The 19,500-nt window shown below is 61.4% G+C and carries 17 protein-coding genes; 9 read left to right on the top strand and 8 right to left on the bottom strand.

Annotated elements, in window-relative coordinates:
* The first annotated feature begins 10 nt into the window (after positions 1 to 10).
* Genes J2Y41_RS10330 through J2Y41_RS10305 form a run of 6 tightly spaced genes read left to right on the top strand, consistent with a single transcriptional unit; the run spans position 11 to position 6,867 of the window.
* A complete protein-coding gene (locus J2Y41_RS10330) occupies positions 11 to 1,519 on the top strand; it encodes an FGGY family carbohydrate kinase (protein WP_309928343.1) in 1,509 nt (502 codons plus the stop codon).
* Between the two features lie 48 nt (positions 1,520 to 1,567).
* Positions 1,568 to 3,238, top strand: a complete 1,671-nt coding sequence (locus J2Y41_RS10325) for a glycerol-3-phosphate dehydrogenase/oxidase (RefSeq protein ID WP_216924552.1) — start codon at positions 1,568 to 1,570, stop codon at positions 3,236 to 3,238.
* 3 nt (positions 3,239 to 3,241) lie between these two features.
* Positions 3,242 to 4,765: an FAD-binding oxidoreductase gene (locus J2Y41_RS10320; RefSeq protein WP_309928341.1), complete on the top strand. Its 1,524-nt coding sequence runs from the start codon at positions 3,242 to 3,244 to the stop codon at positions 4,763 to 4,765.
* 46 nt (positions 4,766 to 4,811) lie between these two features.
* The gene (locus tag J2Y41_RS10315; protein ID WP_309928340.1) at positions 4,812 to 5,417 is read left to right on the top strand and encodes a glycerol-3-phosphate responsive antiterminator; all 606 of its coding nucleotides are present in this window, start codon (positions 4,812 to 4,814) and stop codon (positions 5,415 to 5,417) included.
* A gap of 27 nt (positions 5,418 to 5,444) precedes the next feature.
* Positions 5,445 to 5,750 carry a putative quinol monooxygenase gene (locus tag J2Y41_RS10310; protein ID WP_309928339.1) on the top strand — a complete coding sequence of 102 codons (306 nt, stop codon included), beginning with the start codon at positions 5,445 to 5,447 and terminating at the stop codon, positions 5,748 to 5,750.
* Positions 5,743 to 6,867, top strand: a complete 1,125-nt coding sequence (locus J2Y41_RS10305) for an alcohol dehydrogenase catalytic domain-containing protein (RefSeq protein ID WP_309928338.1) — start codon at positions 5,743 to 5,745, stop codon at positions 6,865 to 6,867. Before J2Y41_RS10310 ends, J2Y41_RS10305 begins: the two co-directional genes overlap by 8 nt.
* A 66-nt stretch (positions 6,868 to 6,933) precedes the next feature.
* On the opposite strand, the gene treS is transcribed toward J2Y41_RS10305, so the two are convergent.
* A complete protein-coding gene (gene treS, locus J2Y41_RS10300) occupies positions 6,934 to 9,210 on the bottom strand; it encodes a maltose alpha-D-glucosyltransferase (RefSeq protein WP_309928336.1) in 2,277 nt (758 codons plus the stop codon).
* Between the two features lie 272 nt (positions 9,211 to 9,482).
* On the opposite strand from treS, the gene J2Y41_RS10295 reads away from it, so the two are divergent.
* On the top strand, positions 9,483 to 10,460 hold the full coding sequence (locus tag J2Y41_RS10295) for an NAD(P)-dependent oxidoreductase (RefSeq protein ID WP_309928335.1): 978 nt from the start codon (positions 9,483 to 9,485) through the stop codon (positions 10,458 to 10,460).
* A 56-nt stretch (positions 10,461 to 10,516) separates the two neighbouring features.
* Here J2Y41_RS10295 and J2Y41_RS10290 read toward each other — a convergent pair whose 3' ends face one another.
* The 3 genes from J2Y41_RS10290 to J2Y41_RS10280 are packed head-to-tail and all read right to left on the bottom strand — an operon-like array spanning position 10,517 to position 14,300.
* Entirely contained in the window at positions 10,517 to 11,875 is a 1,359-nt protein-coding gene (locus J2Y41_RS10290; RefSeq protein ID WP_224165844.1) for an MFS transporter, read from the bottom strand.
* Positions 11,876 to 11,934: 59 nt separating this feature from the next.
* A complete protein-coding gene (locus J2Y41_RS10285; RefSeq protein WP_309928334.1) occupies positions 11,935 to 13,701 on the bottom strand; it encodes a sulfatase-like hydrolase/transferase in 1,767 nt (588 codons plus the stop codon).
* Positions 13,698 to 14,300, bottom strand: coding sequence for a PadR family transcriptional regulator (locus tag J2Y41_RS10280; RefSeq protein ID WP_309928333.1), 603 nt, complete (start codon positions 14,298 to 14,300; stop codon positions 13,698 to 13,700). The genes J2Y41_RS10285 and J2Y41_RS10280 overlap by 4 nt, the downstream gene beginning before the upstream one ends.
* 221 nt (positions 14,301 to 14,521) lie before the next feature.
* On the opposite strand from J2Y41_RS10280, the gene J2Y41_RS10275 reads away from it, so the two are divergent.
* Positions 14,522 to 15,823, top strand: coding sequence for an LssY C-terminal domain-containing protein (locus J2Y41_RS10275; RefSeq protein WP_309928332.1), 1,302 nt, complete (start codon positions 14,522 to 14,524; stop codon positions 15,821 to 15,823).
* 98 nt (positions 15,824 to 15,921) lie between these two features.
* Here the strand turns inward: J2Y41_RS10275 and J2Y41_RS10270 are convergent, their stop codons facing one another.
* The gene (locus J2Y41_RS10270) at positions 15,922 to 16,578 is read right to left on the bottom strand and encodes a hypothetical protein (RefSeq protein WP_224165840.1); all 657 of its coding nucleotides are present in this window, start codon (positions 16,576 to 16,578) and stop codon (positions 15,922 to 15,924) included.
* Positions 16,579 to 16,809: 231 nt separating this feature from the next.
* Here J2Y41_RS10270 and J2Y41_RS10265 point away from each other — a divergent pair, with 231 nt between their 5' ends.
* A complete protein-coding gene (locus J2Y41_RS10265) occupies positions 16,810 to 17,031 on the top strand; it encodes a hypothetical protein (RefSeq protein ID WP_224165839.1) in 222 nt (73 codons plus the stop codon).
* Between the two features lie 123 nt (positions 17,032 to 17,154).
* Here J2Y41_RS10265 and J2Y41_RS10260 read toward each other — a convergent pair whose 3' ends face one another.
* From J2Y41_RS10260 to J2Y41_RS10250, 3 genes are read right to left on the bottom strand one after another with little or no spacing between them, the layout of a single operon-like run.
* The gene (locus tag J2Y41_RS10260; protein ID WP_024818727.1) at positions 17,155 to 17,559 is read right to left on the bottom strand and encodes a RidA family protein; all 405 of its coding nucleotides are present in this window, start codon (positions 17,557 to 17,559) and stop codon (positions 17,155 to 17,157) included.
* Positions 17,556 to 18,362, bottom strand: coding sequence for an IclR family transcriptional regulator (locus J2Y41_RS10255; protein WP_309928330.1), 807 nt, complete (start codon positions 18,360 to 18,362; stop codon positions 17,556 to 17,558). Before J2Y41_RS10255 ends, J2Y41_RS10260 begins: the two co-directional genes overlap by 4 nt.
* Complete coding sequence (locus tag J2Y41_RS10250) at positions 18,322 to 19,329, bottom strand: sugar kinase (RefSeq protein ID WP_309928329.1); 1,008 nt, start codon at positions 19,327 to 19,329, stop codon at positions 18,322 to 18,324. Before J2Y41_RS10250 ends, J2Y41_RS10255 begins: the two co-directional genes overlap by 41 nt.
* Between the last annotated feature and the right edge of the window lie 171 nt (positions 19,330 to 19,500).

Here is a 19,500-nt window from a genome sequence, read left to right as displayed (position 1 = left end):
AGGAAGCTTTATGGGAAATCCGGCCGTTCTGGCAATAGACGAAGGCACCACAGGGACACGTGCGGCGTGGGTTACCTCCGACGGCGGAGTCCATGGCTTGGAGTATCGACGTTTGTCTGTCTCAAGCCCCCGCCCTGGTGTGGTGGAGCAGGACGCCAACGAAATTCTGGACAAGACGCTGGACGCGTGCCGTGCAGTCCTCAATCGCGCCGCTGATGAAGGTGTCGACATTCAAGGGATCGCGCTTGCCACGCAACGCTCGACTGCCGTCCTCTGGGACACCGTTACAGGGCAGGCACTGGTGCCGGCCATGGTTTGGCAGGACAGCCGATACGCTACTGAACTTGCCATCTTGGGAGAGGAATGGAACGAACGGCTTGTCGCATCAGTTGGGCGCCCTGCGGGAGTACGTTCCCCCTATCTCTGGGCCGCCCATCATCTGAGGGAAACCCGCGAAGTGGAAGTCGCGTTTCGGGAACGCCGCTTAGGCTTTGGCACCGTTGAGACCTGGCTGTTGTGGAGCCTCACCGCCGAGCGCTCATACGTTGCTACAACCACGAATGCGACGTCGGCCGGCGGTTACATTCTGAGCGACCATGCTTATGAGCGGGACTGGATCGAGGCCATGGGTTTTCCCTCGGACTTACTGCCCGAGTTGCGTCAGGATGCCGATCACCTTGGTCACAGCGACAGTTCCAAATTGGGCATTTCAGTGCCAGTGCTGTCCGCCATGGGTGATCAGCATGCCGGTACGGTGGGTTTGGGATGCTTGCGTCCCGGACAAGCAATGTGCGTTCATGGCACGGGCAGCTTTGTCGATCTTGTGACGGGCAGCAACATGCCGGCGCGGCCGGGGCTGTACGAAGGGACGTTAAGCCTGGCTGCATGGCGCCGGCACCACGAAACCACCTATGCGGTGGAAACATTTACCGCAACAACGGGTTCGGCGCTGGACTGGGTATGCAGGACTCTTGGCTGGTTCGACTCTCCGCAGAGAATCAGTGAACTGGCTGCCACGGTGGACGGCTCCAACGGCGTTATGTTCATTCCCGCTCTGACCGGTCTCCGCATGCCGGTTGTAGAGCCGAACGCCCGTGCATCGCTGACTGGATTCTCGATGTCCAGTACTTTGCCGGAAATCGCCTACGCAATCCTGGAAGGCATTGCCCATTCTGTGGCCAGCAGTGTGGAGGCCAACGAGGCAGTGTCCGGCATTTCCGTAACCGAGATCGCAGTGGGCGGCGGAATGTCGGCCAGTGATCCCCTGATCCAGATGCAGGCTGACCTGACAGGCATCCCCATGCGTCGCTTGAATTCCTGTGACACGGCAAGCCTGCGTGGCGCCGCATTCATGGGTGCCGCGGACGGTTTGCTCTGGAGTTCCCTTACCGAAGCCGTCGAATGCCTGGGTCCAGGAGACCTCTTCGAACCACGACTAACCGCCGCTGAACAACTCGGCCGCCGCGATGCATGGAATTCGCGTATCGCCAGTGAGTTGGCGCTTGTCCGTGACTCCTGACACCGACTACCAGCCACGACCCAAGACAATTGAGAGAGACATACCTTCATGATTTCCATGCCCTCACGCAAACCGAAAGCCGGGCGTGCCCGGATGGTTACGGACAGCCCCCTGAAATTGGACAGGGCTGAGCAGATCAATCGCCTGGATGGCGGAGAATTCGACATCATTATTGTCGGTGGCGGTGTCACAGGAGCCTATGCGGCCATGGACGCGGCACTACGCGGCTACCAGGTGGCATTGCTGGAAAAGGATGACTTCGCCTCGGGCACCTCCTCCAAATCGTCCAAGATGATCCATGGCGGGCTTCGGTATATCGAACAGGGCAACCTACCGCTGGTGCGACACTCGCTCCTGGAACGCCAGCGACTGCGTAAAAACGCTCAACACCTGGTCCAACGGTTGCCGTTCCTGTTTCCGGTGCTCTCGCATGCGGGTGTCTTTGACCGCCGCCTTGCAGCAGGATTTGAAAGTCTTCTCTGGACCTACGATCTGGCGGGCGGGTGGCGCGAGGGCATACTCCATCAGAAGTTGACCAAAAATGAAGTCCTTTCCCACTGCCCTACGTTCAAAGCTGAAAACCTTGAGAGCGGCTTCCTGTATTACGACGCACGCGCCGACGACGCGAGGCTGACGCTGACCTTGGCCCGCACCGCAGCATTCCACGGAGCAACCGTGCTTAACGGTGCAAAAGTCACTGAGGTGACCCGCCAGGGCGGCCAAGTAAACGGAGTAGTTATCGAAACCGGAACCCGGGAGCTTCGCGCCAGCGCCAGCGCTGTCATCATCGCCACTGGTGTTTGGCTTCGGGACTGGACCGGTGCCGGCAAAGAAGTTGACGCGCCCAATATCCGGCCAGCCAAGGGCGTTCACATTGCAGTCCCATGGACCAAAATCCGCAACGACTGCACGGTAACCATCCCGGTTCCAGGACGCAACCGGCGCGCCACTATCACCCGCTGGGGCAATACGTCCTACCTGGGCACCACTGACGAGGACTACAACGGCAACCTCGACGATGTGAACTGTACTCGCGAGGAGATGGACTTCCTCCTGGAAGGCGCCCGGTCCGCACTCAACATCGATGTAGAGCCGGAGGACGTGCTTGGCAGCATAGGCGGTTGCCGGCCCCTGGTTGCACCTCCGGGAGGGAAAACCCTGGAAGTTAAACGCAACCACGAGATCCGTACCGACCCGGATGGGCTGGTGACCGTCGTCGGAGGCAAGCTCACCACTTCCAGGCACATGGCCGAACAGACCATTGACGCAGCGCAGAAAGTGTTGGGAGAAAACCGCCGCTGCCGAACCAAGAACGCCTACCTGCTAGGTGCTGCTGGTTACGACGCTGAGGCGATTGTTGCCTCAGGTGGCCTTGCTTCGCATTTGGGGGAGCGGTACGGGACAGAAGCCCGATTCGTCACGGACATTCTGGCGGAGGACCCAGGGCTGAACAAGCCGATCATTGACGGCTTGCCCTACTTGGAAGCGGAGGTCATTTATTCCGCACGCCATGAGATGGCCCGCAATGTCGATGACATCATGTCTCGCCGGACCCGGGCCCGGCTTGTCGCCCGGGACGCCTCTGCGGAAGCTGCAGAGCGGGTGGGCCAGCTGCTCATGAAAGAACTAGACCTGCCCGCAACGGAAATTGATGCCCAGGTTGCCAGCTACAAGAACCAAACCGCGCATGAACGCGCCATCCTGATGGGAGAGAACTAGACAATGATCAGCAAGGAAGCAGTAAAACGCGGCTACAACCGAGGCAATTACACTGTAGGTGCGCCGACTCAGCCACACTTCGCCCAGACCTTGGGGTCCCTTGACGGTAAGGCTGCCTACTCCGCAAACCCAGCCGCGATCAACACGGACATTCTGGAGAAGTTGGCTTCAGTCGCGGACAGGATTGTCACTGAACCCCAAGAAGTGCTGGACGGTACCCGCGACTGGTGGGCCGGAACAATGATTGCAGAAACGGGCGGGCAGCCAGCGACTTCGGACGCCGTGATTGTCCACGTCTCCAGCGTTGAGCAGGTGCAGGACATCATGAGGATAGCCTCGGAATCGGGCATACCGGTAACGGTCTCGGCAGGACGCAGCAACGTCACCGGTGCGGCGCTGCCCATTGCCGGCGGCCTCGTGTTGGACGTCTGTGGCTTGGACAAAATCATCAGCTTCGATGAGGAGAGCCAGATCGTTGAAGTGGAGGCCGGCGTCTTTGGGGACATTTTCGAGCAGACAATCCAGGCCAACTACGGCATGACCATGGGCCATTGGCCCTCCTCTTATGCCATCAGCACAGTGGGTGGGTGGGTCGCCTGCCGCGGCGCCGGCCAACTTTCCACGCGTTACGGCAAGATCGAGGACATGGTCCACGGACTCGATGTGGTTCTGGCTAACGGGGAACTGATCAGTGTAGGCAATGGTGCCCGGGCCGCCGTCGGTCCCGATCTGCTCCAGCTCTTCATCGGGTCGGAAGGAACTTTGGGCATTATCACCAAAGTCCGTCTCAAACTGCATCGGCTGCCCGATTACGGCCGTGCGGTTGCCTATGGGTTCGCGACCTTCGCCGAAGGGCTGGAAGCATGTCGGCAAATAATGCAGCAGGGGGCAACGCCGGCCGCGCTCCGCCTATACGACAACCTTGAAAGTGGCGTGCAATTCGACCTGCCGGATACCAACGTCCTGTTGGTGGCAGATGAGGGTACCCAGGAACTAGTGGATGCAGGGATGGTAATCAGTGAACGCGTCTGCGCCGCAACGGGTAGCAAGCTCAACGGAGAAATGATCTTCGAGCGATGGCTCGATACCAGGTACCTCACGGGCAAGAGTGCCGAGGGTTTCAAACGAGGACCCGGTTTTGTGGCCGACACCTTGGAGATGATCGGCAACTGGAAGGAATTGCCCGCCATCTATACCGAAGTCGTCGACGCACTCACCGCCATACCCGGTACTCTCGCAGGCTCCGCGCATCAATCGCACGCGTACATTGATGGAGCATGTTTGTACTTCTCCTTGCGCGGCGACGTTGAAGTGGATGAACGTGCCAAGTGGTACAGGTCCGCGTGGGACGCCGCCAACAAAGTCATCATCCGGCATGGGGCGACGCTAAGCCATCATCACGGCGTTGGCTTGTTGCGCGCACCCTACATGGAGGCGTCCTTGGGCGGAGGGCTCGAAGTACTCCGGGCGGTTAAAGGTGCGCTGGATCCCAAGAACCTTCTGAACCCGGGCAAACTGGGTCTTTAGCGTGCGCCTGTGCAGGTGACCCGCCTACAACGACGAGGATCCAAAGATGATTGAATTTCCACAGGAACTGGACCTTCGGCTCAGCCGCAATCCTGTGATCGGCTCCGTATTCGGCGTCGACGCGGTGCCAGGCTTTCTCAGCTCAGGTTGTCAAGTGTGCATCCTTGCCCATGTGGCATTGCATGAGCTTGAAGGACTGCTTCACTCTCTGACGGCTGCCGGCAAGTTCACGTTCGTGAACATCGATGCCTGCTCCGGGCTGGGGCAGGACCGGGGCGCCGTGGAATATCTAAAGAAGATCGGCACTGAGGGATTGGTGAGCACCAAGACGGCTTTGATACAGCGCGCCAACACCATGGAAATGGTGACCATGCAGAAGGTCTTCGTGACGGACCGGTCCAACCTGCCGCGCAGCACCGGGGCTGTTGAACAGAGCAAACCCCACTTGGTCCAGGTGATGCCCTGGCCCGTTATCGCCCACCTTTCACCAGCAGAACTCAGCAGCCTCACCCCCTTCATCGCTGCCGGCTTCATCCGGACTGGCAACGATGTGGCAAGGGCCCTGAGGGAAGGTGCCAAAGCGGTTTCCACCAGCGCTGCCGAGCTGTGGGATTTGGCCGGACGAGACAGGGTCGAAACGTCAACAAACTGATACTCAACCAATAAGACAAGGAACGGAATGTCAGAGACGCACTTCCAGGTAATTGCCCACTATCACGCCGTGACCCAGGAAATAGAGGATGTCGCAGGGTTGCTCGACAAGCTGACCGAAGCCAGCCGTCAGGAGGAGGCGAATCTGGCCTACGACTACTTTCAATCCGTGAACGATCCAGGGCACTTCGTGATCCTGGAGAAGTACACTGATGCAGCTGGTTTCGCCGCCCATCGTACGTACGAACATTTCAAGACCATGGCCATTGGGCAGATCCTTCCGCGCCTGAAGAGCCGAACCATTGAAACGTATGAAGGCCGCGGCGATGCGTAGCGCCGTGCTGCGCCGCGCGGGCGCCCCGTACCCCTATATGGACAGCAGCCCCCTCAAACTCGAAGAGCTTGAACGTCCAAAACCGCGCGCGGGGGAGGTACAGGTGAGAATCGAGCGTGCGAGCTTGTGCCACTCGGACCTTTCCGTTGTCAACGGAAGCCGACCCCGACCCCTTCCAATGGTTCTGGGCCATGAAGCTGCGGGTACGGTTACCGAAGTCGGCTCTGGCGTGATCGATCTTAAGCGCGGAGACCACGTCGTTATCGTTTTCGTGCCCAGCTGCGGTACCTGTTCGGTGTGCAGCGCTGGGCGCCCGGCGTTATGTCCACGGGGTGGCGACGCAAATACCAGAGGCGACCTGCTCCACGGTGATGCCCTGCTCATTGGCAGCTCAGGTGAACGCATTAACCATCACCTGGGTGTTTCTGCTTTCGCCGAGTATGCCGTCGTAGCCCGCGAATCCCTTGTTGTGATCGATGAGGACGTGCCCATGGATGTGGCCGCCATGTTTGGTTGCGCCGCGCTCACTGGCGTCGGCGCGGTAGTTAACACCGCCCAAGTAAGGGAAGGCCAGTCAGTCATTGTGTTCGGTCTAGGGGCGGTCGGGCTAATGGCCGTGATGGCAGCAGCGCAAATACCCGGAACAACAGTCATTGCCATTGACCCCCTGACAGAAAAACAGCAACTCGCATTGCGCTGCGGCGCCGACTACGCGGCAGGGCCCGATGAGGCCGCCGACTTGGTCGCCGCCCACACGGACGAGGGCGTTGACGTATCAATCGAGGCAGTGGGGAACGCCAAAGTTATGGAAACCTGTCTCTCACTGCTGGCGCGCGGCGGAGCTCTCGTATCGGTGGGCCTACCTGACCCAAACCAAACCCTGACCGTCCAGGCCCTCCAGTTCGCCGGCATGGGCAAACGTCTGCTGGGGTCCTACATGGGGGATTCGGTGCCCACCAGGGACATTCCGCTTTACATCCAGATGTGGCGGGAAGGGCGACTGCCCGTGGAACTGCTGCATACCGACACCAAACCGTTGTCCGAGATCAATGAAGCCTTGGATGCGCTGGCAAATGGAAGCATCGTCCGGCGCCTGTTCACCACTGCCGAGCCGTAGCGCTGGCGAGGCGGCAGGAAACCTAACCCCGACGTCGGCACTTGCGCGAGTGCCGACGTCGGGGTTCTATTCGGTCTCCGCTTCCTTCAGAACGAGGGCGGTCCCTTGGAACGCCCGCAGTTCGAGGAAGAAGCTGCCAAGGTCATCCACTTGCCCCACGTTTTCGCCGCTGAAGAGATCGTGGACGCTGGCGCCAGGGACAAGGTGCGAGGACTGGATGCTGCCTGCGATGTCCTGGTCGGAGAAGTTCAGGACGGTGACTTCAAGCTCGCCGCTGCCGAGTTGGTTGACCAGGACCAGCAGCCCGCGGTTGGAAACGTCGGGCACGTCCAGCAAGGTACTCGTTGCGATCCCTGATTCTTCCCGCACTTTCAGGATCTGCTGGAGGCGCCGGGCGTAGGATGCTGGATCCTTGAGCTGTTCAGGCAGCGGACCGTAGAGGCTCCGGGCCCGCGCCATGCCGGCGAGGGAGGTCTTGGCGTCGGGGCTGGTGCCCATGAGGTCGTGGGCGCCGCGGTTTATCCAGCGGGTGTCGCCTTGCGAGGTGAGCTCCCGGACTGTTTCCCGATCCAACGCGGTGATGCCGGTGAGGTCCCATCCGGAAAGCGCGAAGACCCCAGGCTGCAGCGCGTTGTACATGGACAGGAGCACGTGGGCATCCAGGACCTGGGCCTCTTGTTCCTGCGTTATCGAGTCCGGGTCTTTGATTCCCAGCGCCGCCATGAGGAAGCTGACCGTGGTGCAGGCGATGCCGTTGGTCGTGAAGACCGCGTTGTAGGGCCCGTTCTCACCGGTGAGGCGTTCCCGCAGGGTGCTCTGGACCTTCTCGGCAACCTCGGCGCCGGTCAGTTCTTCGCCCCCAAGCTCGAAGATGTCTTCCCTGTGTCCAGCGGCAAAGTGAAGCAGTTCGTAGGTCAGTTCGTCGTGGTTCTGCAGCGCATGCACCAGGGAGGCCTGGTCCACACCGATCTCCATGGCCAATCGAAGGGTCAGCCGGAGAAACTCGGTGTCACCGGTGACCAGCGCATAGTGGTAGGCGGGCCTGGTGATGAAGTCGTAGGAAAGATCCGGGCCCGACTCGGACTGCGCCTTGATGTCATCAATGGTGAGGTTGAGTTCCTGGAAGGAGAACCCGCCCACTTTGCGGATCATGGAGCCAATGAGCTGGTTCGCTGCCTCGGACAGGGGGTGGCCTTCCGACCAGCCCGGCTGTTCCTCCGCGCTCTTCTCCACGCCGAGGAAGCCGTTGGCATCCAGCCGCAGGGCACCGGTGCCCAGGTCCAGGAGGGAGTGCAACGCATCGCCCACCACCAACCGCATCCCGGCGAAGGTAGGGTCCAGCCAGTTAATGGATGGCTGCCCGGCCTTGAAGTAATGGAGATAAACCCAGCGACGGGTTTTGCCGGTGGTATCCACGATCGGCCTGGTGGCGCTCCAGTTGGTCTCCTTGACCCCGGGTTCGTAGAAGATCACGCGTTGGAGCCTGCCGATGATGTATCCGGCTTTTTGCAGGGCCTGCTCGGTATCGGGACTGATATTCACAGAATCTTCGCCCTCGGGAACATCAGGCAGCAGGTGCCAGTCTTCCTCGGGGATATCCACCATGTGATAGATGCCCGGGTAGTCCCGGAAGTTCATCTCAGCAAGACGGAAGTCGGCGCCTTTGCCTGTATGGCCGGGCACGATGTCGTCGATGACCGTCCCGTCATGATCTGCGGCGACTTCGCACATCCGGCGGAATTCTTCCTCCGTGCCGAACGCCGGATCGATCGCCATGCTGATGCGGTCAAAATGGCCATCCACGCTGGGCGTCTGGGACCAACCGCTGATGCCTCCGGCGAGCTTTACGGGGCCAGTGTGGAGTCCGCGGATGCCGATCTCCCGGAACGCCTTCCAGAGGCCCGGCTCTCCCAGCGCGGACAGAAATGACTGACCCTCGCGGGTAATGAAGGAGAGAGGGTAGGCCGTGAACCACACAGGTGCACGCTCCACTGCCGCCCGCGGGTTTGGTCGGGCGTAGGCGTTCTGCCACATGCTCGCCTGGCCAGAGAGTTGCCGGGCCATGGTGTTGGCATCGCCGAGCATCGACTGGTTGCGAAGCCAGTCCACATATGTCGGATTGCGCCCATCGAATTCCAAGGAGGGCCTGGCTGCGAAGAATTGCCGGCGTCGGGCGATCGGCCGGAGGGCTTTCGGGCGGGCGGGATAGAACTGTTCGTCAAACGTGATCTCGGGTGACTCTGTGGCGGTTTCCTCGGGTTGCGTTTCCTGCGGATCCTCCGTTGTTTCCTCTGGATTCCCGTTGGTTTCTGACAGGCTCTCGCTGACTACAGGCTCCCGCACAGCTTTCTCCTTTACGTGGTCGCCGCGTCAACGCCGACCGTCCGAGGGGGTCGTTCAAGAGGTCACGTACCCGGGCTTGCCCGGAGTATTCATGCTAGTCACGAGGGCATGGGGTTTGTCGAGCTTGGGAGAAGTGAGTCGTCAGGTTGCTGGCCAATCGTCGCTTGATGTCTCCGCAGTCCCCGCTTAAGTGAGGCCGCCCACGCCGCGCCTGCATAGAGGAACTACTCTGGAACTCCAACCCAAGCAGGCCCAAAAAGCGAAGGTTACCCATGAAAATAGTTGTCATCGGCGGCAGTGGCCACATTGGTTCGTTCCTCGTGCCCAGGCTCGTCAACGCCGGCCATGAAGTGACCAACATTAGCCGTGGGATCCGGCACGCCTACACCGATACGCCCGAGTGGCAGCAGGTCCGCCAGGTCACAGCGGACCGGGAGCAGGAGGACCGGGACGGCATCTTTGGTGACCGGATCGTGGAACTGGGTGCCGACGTCGTGATTGACCTGGTCTGCTTTTCGCTCGACTCTGCGACTGCGCTAGTGAACCGACTCCGCGGCGAGGTAGGCCACCTCCTGCATTGCGGTTCTATTTGGCGGTATGGCGCCAGCATGAAGCTGCCCATCGCGGAGGGCTCGGATTCGGCCGCTGCCCCAACCGATGAGTACGGCATCCAGAAGCGCGCTATAGCCCGCATGTTGAAGGAAGAGACGGCTTCCGGCGGACTGGCTACTACCTCGTTGCACCCCGGTCACATCGTCGGACCTGGTTGGCAGCCGATCGGACCGCTGGGAAACCTGGACGCATCCGTGTGGGAGACGATCGCCGCAGGCCGGCCGCTAAAGGTTCCCGGAGGTGGCACCGAGCTGATGCATCACGTGCACGCCGACGACGTCGCGCAAGCCTTCGAGAAGGCCATCCAGCGACGTGAAGTGGCCGCCGGGGAGGACTTCAACATTGTTGCTCCCACCGCACTGACAGTTCGCGGATATGTCGGGATCGCTGCATCGTGGTTCGGGAAGGAAGCTCGCCTCGAGCCAGTCAGTTGGGAGGAGTTCCGCAGGACCACCGCACCTGGGCACGCGGACACGAGCTGGAGCCACCTGTCACGCAACCATTGCTTCAGCATTGAAAAAGCCAAGTCCCTGCTGGGTTACGCACCCCGGTATGAGCCGGAACAAGCGGTCCGCGAGTCCCTGGAGTGGCTCATCGACCACAAACAACTCAGCGTCGGAAACCTCGCCACAAGTTAAACCGCGACGTCGGCACTCACCTGAGTGCCGACGTCTAGCCCGAGCGGTTGCCTAAGTCAGCCCTGGTGCAGTGCTTCCTGCCGGCGCTGCTCCAACGCGTTCCGGACACGCTCCACGTCCCGTGGGTAGCAGAAGTAGAGGGCGGTGAGGACTGCTGCGTTGACCAGCATGAGGATCACCAGGGTCCAGAGGAACACGGCCTGGATTCCGAGGCTTGAGGCCAGGGCGCCCGCTCCAAGGGAGAAGACGGCCCACCCGATGGTCTCGAAAACGGTCAGGAAGATAGCGAAGGCCTGGCCTCGGAGTTCCGGGAGGACGACGGCCGCGACGATCGGACGGTTGGCGGGCGGATTGGCTCCTTGGGCGAAGCCGATCAGGGCCCAGAACGCGCTGTAGATGCCGATGTTGTCGTAGTCGAATTGGGTTGCGAAGAATGCGACGGCGGCGAAGAGAACCTGGGCGCCCTGCAGGTAGGCAACCCGGCCCCTGTCGGGAAGGACCCGGTCCAGGAGCGCGACGAGCCAGCCGCCACCAGCGGTCCCGGCGAAGTAGCCGAGCCCAAAGGGCACCAGCACGATGGCCGCCACCGCGTTGGTGAAGCCCCGCTCCACCACGAGGAACTGGATACCGAAGATCGCGATGAGGAGATGCCCGGAGAGCAGGCGCGAGAGCATCATGATGGAGAAGCTGGGAATCCGGAACAGGGAGGCCACCGAGCGGACAGTGACTTTCGGGGTGAGGCGCTCGCGGCCGCTGAGGTCTGCGAGCTGCTTCTCGGACGCTCCCACTCCGGGGTCTTTCAGGAGCAGTGCCACCAGCAGGCCGGCAAGGATGCAAATGCCACCGATGGTCCACATGCCGAAGCGCCAGCCGTCAGTAATACCGGTGAACAATGCGATGAGCGGGGCAATGAAGGAACTGATGAGGCTCATGAACCCGTAGAAGTAGCCCGCAGCCTTGCCGCGCTGGCTGTCATCGAAGGAGTCCGCGATGATGGCGTTGGCGATCGGGCTTCCACCGATGATCGACGCCGACATCAGCGTGTTGAGGATCAACAGTTGAACGAAGTCCTGGGAGAAACCTGCTGCTATGCCGAAGACGCCGCCGGCCAGGGTGGTGGCGATCAGCGCTTTCCGTCGGCCGATCTTCCCGGCAAGCCAGGCCCACGCCGGACCGGCTGGGACAGCAATGATTTTGCCGAGTGCGGCCAGCAGGCCGAGGTGGCTGCTCTGCAGTTTCAGGGCCGCCGCAATGGTCGGGAACAGGGTGGCGCTGAGGCCGGCTTCCGTATTGTCCACGACCGTAACGCCGGTGAGGACAGCGAGGTTTCGCCAGCGGTGGGGAACTTTGCTGGCTTGGGCTGCTCCTTCTGCTGGAGCTTCCGTGGCGAGGGCAGGGCTGGGTTGGGTGGTCATGGGCTGTAGGTCCTGTCTACATTGTCAGGCTGGGTTGGGGATGTGTCACTGGCTTGGAGTTACGCCGTGGGGACGGCAGCCAATTCCTCGGCAATGGACCCGAGGGCGCTCGAGGAAACCGGGATGACGGCTGCGAGCTGGTAGAGGCTGAGCTGGGCGGGGATGTTAACCAGTTCAGTGCTGATGAGGTCGGGGAGGTGCTTCTCCACGGCTTCGCGGCCGCGGACGTCCTGGAGCAGTTCCAGAAGGGGCAGTGTCAGGGCAGCTCCGCCGTCGGCGAAGCTGTCGATCGGCGGCAGGGGTTCCAAAGCGAGCCGCGCCCTGTCCGCTTGCCGGGCGGCGAGCAGGTGCTGGGCTGTGGGTTCGGAATCGAAAGGAATTCCGAGCCGCTGGAACTGGCTTTCCGGTGCATCGTTGGCGTGCATAAGTTTGGCCAGTGTTTTCAGGAGGCGCAGTTCCAGCTCGTCGTCGATGATGGGGTTCGTTTGGTGCGGGTCTTTTTCCAGGTCAAACAGGAGGGTTCCGTGGACCCATGAGTTCATCATGGAGGTGGTCTGGAGTTGCATTGTCCGCAGTCCCTTGGTGAAGCTGAACGCTTCCGCAGGTTCCCACTGCGCGAGTTCGGCTGTGGAGAACCGTGACCGCATGTGGGTGGGCATCAGCGTGTAATCCTCCAGTGGGGCGTTGGAAGGATCGACGGCGGCACGCATGTAGACGTAGCGGCCGTCAGTGACGTTGACGTGGCCACCATGGATACCGAACAGGGCCGCTTCACGTACTTCGTGGTCGTCCTGCAGGATGGCGGCCAGGTCCTGGCCCTGCATGTCCTCCGTAGGTTCGACGCCGAAGAAACGCAGCATGGTTGGTGCAATGTCGATGGTCTGGGCGAGGGCTCCACGCCGGGTGTCCTTGCCGCCGGTGCGAGGGTCCCACAGGAACATTGGCAGGTGCACGAGTTCGTTGAACCATGGTTGAACGGACTTGGCCCACCAGCCGTGTTCGCCCAGTAGGAAGCCGTGGTCTGTGTTCACCAAGAGGAGGGTGTCTTCCCACATGTTGTACTGGTCCATGGCATCCAGGACCCGTCCAAGCGATTTGTCGCACATCGAGACCAAAGCGGCATATTCGTAGCGGGCGTGCTCCACTTGATCCTGAGGTTCGGTGACCTTCTGGTATCCCGGCCAGTCGAATTCGGGGCCGTCGTAATCATGCTCGTACAAAGCCTTGTATTTGCTGTGGGTGAAGAAGGGCTCGTGCGGATCGAAAAGCTCGATCTGGAGCATCCACTTGTCTGCTTCATGGTTCGTATCGATGAAGTGCAGGCCGGCGTCCACGGTCTTGGTCTGGGAGTGGTCTGCCTCGGTGGGCATATAGCTGCGGTTGATGAGGTCCTGTCGCTTCATCCCCGCACGCCAGTCCTGGCTTCCGCCGGGAGGATTTACTACACCCTTCCAGGGATCACCTTCCTGGCCACGGAAGAACTCCCAGGTGGTGTAGCGCGGGTGATAGGTGGCGCCTCCGTCCTCCCAATAGTGTGGGTGGTCTGATACGAGATGCGTGTGCACTCCTGCTTTTCCCAGCATCTCCGGCATGGAATCGTCGAAAGGTTCCAGCGGGCCCCAACTGCGGTGCAGGAAATTGTGGCGGCCGGTGTGCATCTCGCGGCGTGCCGGCATGCAGGGCATCGAACCGGCATAGAAGTTGTCGAACGTCGCCGTCTTTGCTGCCAGGCGGGCAAAGTTGGGGGCATCTACGAACGTGTCCGCCGCGTAAGGGGAGAGCATATGCCTGTTGAGGCTGTCGAACATGAGGATGATGGCCTTCATGGTTGCAACTCCGCCGGTACTGCGGTGAGCGAACGGGACGAGAGATGCCCATCCAGAAGCTCTTTGCGCAGGCTGATCAGTCCGGCAACGTGTGCATCGATGGCGCTCGCACCCATGACGTGCAGGCGCTCTCCCACCGATTCGGCGAGCTCGGTGTCGAAGGCGATGGTGGGGGCCCACTGTTCCCTGCGGTCACGGTTGCGGTACCTGGCGATTTCGTCCTGGCGGGTGTGGATTTCGACGTCGAGAATCCGGAGGAGTTGCTCGGCGCTCATGAAGCCGGCAAAGGACAATCGGGCAGCGAGTTCGGGGTCCTGGAAACGGCTGGCCGGGTGGTACGGGCCGGTGAGCCAATCGAGGAACACGGTGGCTCCTTCGTCAGTGACGCGGTAGGTCTTTGCGTCCTGCGCGCCGGGACGGGGGTCCACGCTGTGGGTCACCCAACCTTGGCTCTCCATGCTCCCGAGCGAGCGGTAAACCTGGCTCATCTGCGTATTGGAACGCAGGAAGCGGCCATGGGTGTCCAGGTACTTCTTGATGTCGTAGCCCGTGCTCGGATGCTCCAGCAGGACTCCAAGAAGGATGTGTTCGAGCTTCATTGTTCTCTCCATTGGCAGGTCATTGCGTGATGCCGGTCACGCTTTCTAAGAAAAGAATGACACAAGTGGAATGGTGAGTCAATGACACAAGTGGAATGCTTTTAAGCTCGACGACGGCACCTGGCCAAGTTCCGGCGTCGAACCTTAATGCCCGGGACTGTGTACACGCGGAGGCCAGGAGGCGAAGCTTAAGGAGCACGTGCACCCAGGGGGAGTTCCGAATGTACAAAGCGCCGAACAAAGGAGTCACGGACGGCCGGCTCGACCACGCGTTCTTCGTCCTGGGTGGAGCAGCTGCGGTGTGGCTGGCATTCCTTTTGGTTGGGGAGAGCTTTCATCTGGGGTGGGGCCAGGTGTGGTTCTCCTTTGTGTTCTGGGCCTTCCTGGCCTACCTGCTGCTGCCTCGCCTCCACCGCATCCTGACCACCATTTACGTTCCCGGCTACTTCATCGGCCGGGCCCGGACCAGCGACGGGCTGCTCGGTGACCCGGTGAATGTGGCCCTGATGGGCACCGAGCCGCAGATCCACGCGATCATGCGTGCCGCAGGGTGGACCATCGCGGACGACGTGACCTTTGCCAGCAGCCGGCGCATCGTGAGCTCTACGCTTTTGAGGCAGAGCTACACACAGGCTCCCGTGAGCCCCCTCTACCTCTTTGACCGCCAGCAGGACTTCGCCTACCAGCAGGAAGTGGACAGTAACCCCGGCAAGCGCCACCACGTCCGCTTTTGGCGCTGCCCCGAGGGCTGGATGCTGCCGGGCGGGCACAAGGTGGATTGGCTCGCCGCCGGCACCTACGACCGCAGCGTTGGCTTCTCCCTGTTCACCCTGCAGATCACGCACAAGATCGAGCAGAATACGGACGTGGAGCGGGACCACATCGTACGAACGGTGTCCGCGGCTGAACCTGCCGTGACAGTGCGCGTCATCAAGGACTTTTCCACCGGATACCACTCGCGCAATGGAGGAGGGGACTCCATCTCCACAGACGGCGACCTGCCCATCATCGACGCCCGCGGCGTGCCCGTCCCCGCCGACCAGCCAGCCAGTCGGACGGACAGCCGCGACCGCCGCCCCGCACCCACCATGACGGGCGCATTCCTCGTGGTCATCCGGGCCCTTGCTGCACTTGCTTTGGCCGTCACTTTGCTGGGCTCGGGTGGCAACATCACCGTCGAGGACGCCAACCTTGACCCACAAACCACGACGGCGGCAATCGTCACCATAGCTGTGATCGTCCTGGTTTTCGGGCTCGGCGAAGTGTTCCTTGCATGGCGGATATTCCTGGGCAGCAACGGCGCCCGCGTGATTGCGATGGCACTCAGCTCCATCTCGATCGTGGTCCAGGCCATCGACGCCTCCACGGGGACCACCAATCTCACGCTTGAGGCAGGCCTTTCCGGCTTGGCCACGGACATACTGGTGCTCCTGGCTCTATCCAGCCAACGAGCCAGGATCTACGCCAAGCGCCAGCGGGTTCCGGCGGTCCCGCCGTCGGTGGTTCGCCGTGTGGCATCCTGACCTTCTTTGACGCCGGGGGCCTCTCGACGCGCCGGGGAATGCGGTGTCTCGGCACGCACTGGGAGTCAAAGTGGGTCAAGGAAGCACCGCACCTCGCGCTAGAAATCCTCAGGAGCCACTGAGTAGCCTGCTCCCACTGGGTAGGCTTCAAGGTCCGCTTGACTCAGGACGGCGCCGATGCACTCCGCCGAACCTCCCACGAATACCGATCTGGCGTAGATGTCGTTCCCCACAAACCATGCTCCATCGTCAGGCAACCACGTCATCGCGAGCCTGTTGGGCGGTGAGTCGATAGGGTCAAGGGCAAGACTGAGTGCCCCATGACGGACATGCATCACCCGGCCAAGGCCCGCTGTCACAGTTGGCGAACGGGCCACCTCATCTTTGAGACCGCTGTATCCCTCCCAGACAAGGAACGTGGCTTCCTGTGAGGACGTATGCCTTGAAAGAATTGCAAGCAGAGACTGCGCCACGTGCCCATTAATGGTCCCCATGTCGGGTTCAAGGTAGGGGCCCAGATCGGGCGACGCCGCGGCTACTACTTCATTCCATTGAGTTTCTGAGCCAATCGCTATGGCATCGCCTGTTAGATCGGACCAATGCAGTCTTCTGCCGCCGGGAACCAGGGCGGGGCTCAGTACACGGATCACGTGGGCGAAGCTTTGGGGTATCAGGGATGCGAGTGAGCCCAGCCGATGGCCCGAGACTTCCTGAAGATAAGTATGGAGGGCTTGGCTCATGCTCGGCGTCGTCACGAGCCCATCCTGTCATCATGCGACCCGCACCGCGCCCCCAGCCGTGTGCCTTCCTGACCTTCTTTCACGCCGCGGGCCTCTCGAGGCGCGGGGGAATGCGGCGTGTCGGCACGCACTGGGAGTCAAAGTGGGTCGGGAAGCGACACTCAAACAAGCCCCCAAGAAAACGCTCGACGGCGGCACTCGCCCAACGCTTGCGCCTCGCCCACCAGCCCACGTAGCCTCGCGTAGATGAGCCATGACGGAAAGCCAACCGTGGAACGGAACACCCGAGCTGACAAGTACGGGAGTTCGGCATTGCTTCCACTTGGAATCGTCTTCCTCATTGTCGCAGTGGCCATGGCGATCATAGTCAACCCTGCCTGGATCGCATTCCTGGGCATGGGCATCACTTTCCTCATCCTTGGGATCCAAAACCGCCGCAAGAACAAGAGCGACACCCCGGCTCCCTAGCCCAAGAGAACGCCGAGGCCGCGCAAAATCACTGGGGATACAGAAACGGGCTGACGACGCCTGAATATAGGTGTCGCCAGCCCGAAACTGTGGCTCTAACGAAAGTGGGTGTCGCAGCCAGGATTAGGCAGTGACAGCCAGGGCGTCGATCTCCACCAGCATGACCTCGTGGGGGAGGTCAACAAAGACAGTAGTGCGGCTCGGCAGCAGACCGCTGGGGACGTTCTCGCGGATGAACTCGCCGTAAACCTCGTTCATGGCGGCGAAGTCGTCGCGGGTGGTGAGGTAGACGCGGAACATGAGGACGTCTTCAACGGAGGACCCGCCGGCTTCGAGGATGGCCTTGACGTTCTCCAGCGTGCGACGGGTCTGGACGCGGACGTCGCCCTCACCGATGTACTGGTTGGTGGCGGGATCCATGGGGCCCTGGCCGGAGACCTGGAACATGCCGCCCTTCTTGATGCCCTGGGAGAATACGTGCGCCGGGGCGGGGGCGTTTTCGGTCAGTACTACGGTCTTTTCACTCATGCTGAGTTCCTTTCGTGGCTGATCCAGCCGAGGTCTTTCGAGATGGCCTCGGTGCTGGCTTTGAGGTCGGGCAGCAGCTCCAGCAAGCCTTCATAGCTGAGCATTACTACCGGTACCGAACAAGAGGCTGCGGCAACAACGGCGCCGCTGGCGTCGCGGATGGGGGCCGCGATGCAGTGCACGAATGCTTCGTGCTCGGCGTTGTCGTGGGCCCAGCCCTGTTCCCTGACCTGCTCGAGTTCGGCCAGCAGGGCCTCCGGCGAGGTCAGGGTGTTCTCGGTAACTTTTACGTAGTCCAGCCCCGCGGCAATCTTTTCCTGCCGGCTGCGCGGCATGTCGGCGAGGAGGACTTTGGACACAGCGGCCGAGTGCAGCGATGCAGTCAGGCCGATGCGCGAGTACATGCGGACGGGGTGGTGCGACTCGAACTTGTCGATGTACACCACCTCATTCCCTTCGAATGCGGCCAAGTGCACGGTGTGCCCAGTCCGCCCGTTCAGTTCGGCCAGGTGCGGGTGCGCTACCTTGCGGATGTCCCGCTGCTCCAGGGCCAGCGATGACAGTTCGAACAGTTTGGAACCCAGCATGAACCGCTGCTCTTCGTCCCTCACAACGAACCGTTTCTCCTCCATGGCGTGCAGGAGCCGCATCACGGTGGTCTTGTGCACGGATGCTTTGGACGAGAGCTCGTCAAGGGTGGCGGGCTTCGCTGCGAGTTCTGCGAGCAGGTCGATGGCCCGCATGAGGCTCTGGCTCAAGATGTCACGCTCCGGTTCTGGTGTTGAAATGTCCCTCTTCAACATGGATAGCAGCCCAGTCCTCATCCGAAGAATCGAGGATAGCCGCGAGCTCCCCGGCGTCGGGTAGGGGACCGCGGTCGCCATGAACAGTCAAGGTGCAGGCGGCTGCGACGTGCCCCCTGCGCAGGCTCGCTTTCTGGCCGAGCCCAAACAGCATGCCGCTGAGGTAACCGGCGGCGAACGAGTCGCCTGCGCCCACAGGCTCGACGACGGCGACGGACAGTGCGGGAACCTCTTCCCGCGTGCCACTCCGGTCGAGGGAGATTGCGCTGATCGCCTCGTTCTTGATGACCAGCACTTGAGGGTCCGGCATCAAACGGCGGAGTTCGGCTTCATCTGTGGTGCCGAAGGCGTGCTCGGCTTCGTCTTTTCCAACAAGCACGACGTCGGCCCGGTTCGCCAGACGCTGCAGGACGGAACGGTCTTGGCCTGCCCAAAGAGCGGCACGCCAGTTCACGTCGAAGCTGACGATGCGCCCGTTCCGGGGTTCGGCCAGCAAGGCTCCCAAGAGAGACAGGCACTCGGGGGACAGGGCAGCGGTGATGCCACTCAGATGGATCAGCGCTGCGTTCTCCAGCAGTGAGGAAACGGCGGGATTGGAAAGTGTGCCGGGTCCCATGGCCGACGCCGCGGAACCTTGCCGGTAGTACAAAACTGAACTGCCGCCGTCGGGATCTGATTCCTGGGCGGGGACCTTCACGTAGAGGCCGGTTGGCCGGGATTCGTCCACCTCGACGCCGGTGACTCCCACCCCGTGCGCCCGGAGGTCGTCCAGAATGCGAGTGCCGAAGCCATCGTGGCCCACCCGGCTGACCCAGTGCGTGTCCAGGCCCATGGCAGCCAATCCCATGGCAACGTTCGACTCTGCACCGCCGATCCCGCAGTGGAGCTCCGTGGCTTGGTGCAGGGGAACAGCTTGGGCTGGGGTGAGCATGGCCATCGTCTCGCCAACGCATACAGCTGACAGCATCGTTCTCCCACTAGTTGTGCGCTTCTCAGCGGTCTTGACTCTCCATCCGCCACCATGTTAGACATATCACCAACAGGTTTGCAACCAGCGTTGCAAAATACGCAACGCAACTGAGAATCGCATACTGAACAGCCCACACCGCAGCTTCAAAAACGCAGCCCCGCGAAGGGA

The sequence above is a fragment of the Arthrobacter sp. 1088 genome (assembly GCF_031455315.1).
GTDB lineage: Bacteria > Actinomycetota > Actinomycetes > Actinomycetales > Micrococcaceae > Arthrobacter.
Note: the sequence above shows the minus strand (reverse complement) of the source record. Positions and strands in the feature narration are given on the sequence as shown.

What these genes read in the sequence shown, in the direction of transcription:
- J2Y41_RS10330 (WP_309928343.1), top strand. Translation starts at nt 11, where the DNA reads ATGGGAAATCCGGCCGTTCTGGCAATAGACGAAGGCACCACAGGGACA.
- J2Y41_RS10325 (WP_216924552.1), top strand. Translation starts at nt 1,568, where the DNA reads ATGATTTCCATGCCCTCACGCAAACCGAAAGCCGGGCGTGCCCGGATG.
- J2Y41_RS10320 (WP_309928341.1), top strand. Translation starts at nt 3,242, where the DNA reads ATGATCAGCAAGGAAGCAGTAAAACGCGGCTACAACCGAGGCAATTAC.
- J2Y41_RS10315 (WP_309928340.1), top strand. Translation starts at nt 4,812, where the DNA reads ATGATTGAATTTCCACAGGAACTGGACCTTCGGCTCAGCCGCAATCCT.
- J2Y41_RS10310 (WP_309928339.1), top strand. Translation starts at nt 5,445, where the DNA reads ATGTCAGAGACGCACTTCCAGGTAATTGCCCACTATCACGCCGTGACC.
- J2Y41_RS10305 (WP_309928338.1), top strand. Translation starts at nt 5,743, where the DNA reads ATGCGTAGCGCCGTGCTGCGCCGCGCGGGCGCCCCGTACCCCTATATG.
- J2Y41_RS10295 (WP_309928335.1), top strand. Translation starts at nt 9,483, where the DNA reads ATGAAAATAGTTGTCATCGGCGGCAGTGGCCACATTGGTTCGTTCCTC.
- J2Y41_RS10290 (WP_224165844.1), bottom strand. Translation starts at nt 11,875, where the DNA reads ATGACCACCCAACCCAGCCCTGCCCTCGCCACGGAAGCTCCAGCAGAA.
- J2Y41_RS10285 (WP_309928334.1), bottom strand. Translation starts at nt 13,701, where the DNA reads ATGAAGGCCATCATCCTCATGTTCGACAGCCTCAACAGGCATATGCTC.
- J2Y41_RS10280 (WP_309928333.1), bottom strand. Translation starts at nt 14,300, where the DNA reads ATGAAGCTCGAACACATCCTTCTTGGAGTCCTGCTGGAGCATCCGAGC.
- J2Y41_RS10275 (WP_309928332.1), top strand. Translation starts at nt 14,522, where the DNA reads ATGTACAAAGCGCCGAACAAAGGAGTCACGGACGGCCGGCTCGACCAC.
- J2Y41_RS10265 (WP_224165839.1), top strand. Translation starts at nt 16,810, where the DNA reads ATGAGCCATGACGGAAAGCCAACCGTGGAACGGAACACCCGAGCTGAC.
- J2Y41_RS10260 (WP_024818727.1), bottom strand. Translation starts at nt 17,559, where the DNA reads ATGAGTGAAAAGACCGTAGTACTGACCGAAAACGCCCCCGCCCCGGCG.
- J2Y41_RS10255 (WP_309928330.1), bottom strand. Translation starts at nt 18,362, where the DNA reads ATGTTGAAGAGGGACATTTCAACACCAGAACCGGAGCGTGACATCTTG.
- J2Y41_RS10250 (WP_309928329.1), bottom strand. Translation starts at nt 19,329, where the DNA reads ATGCTGTCAGCTGTATGCGTTGGCGAGACGATGGCCATGCTCACCCCA.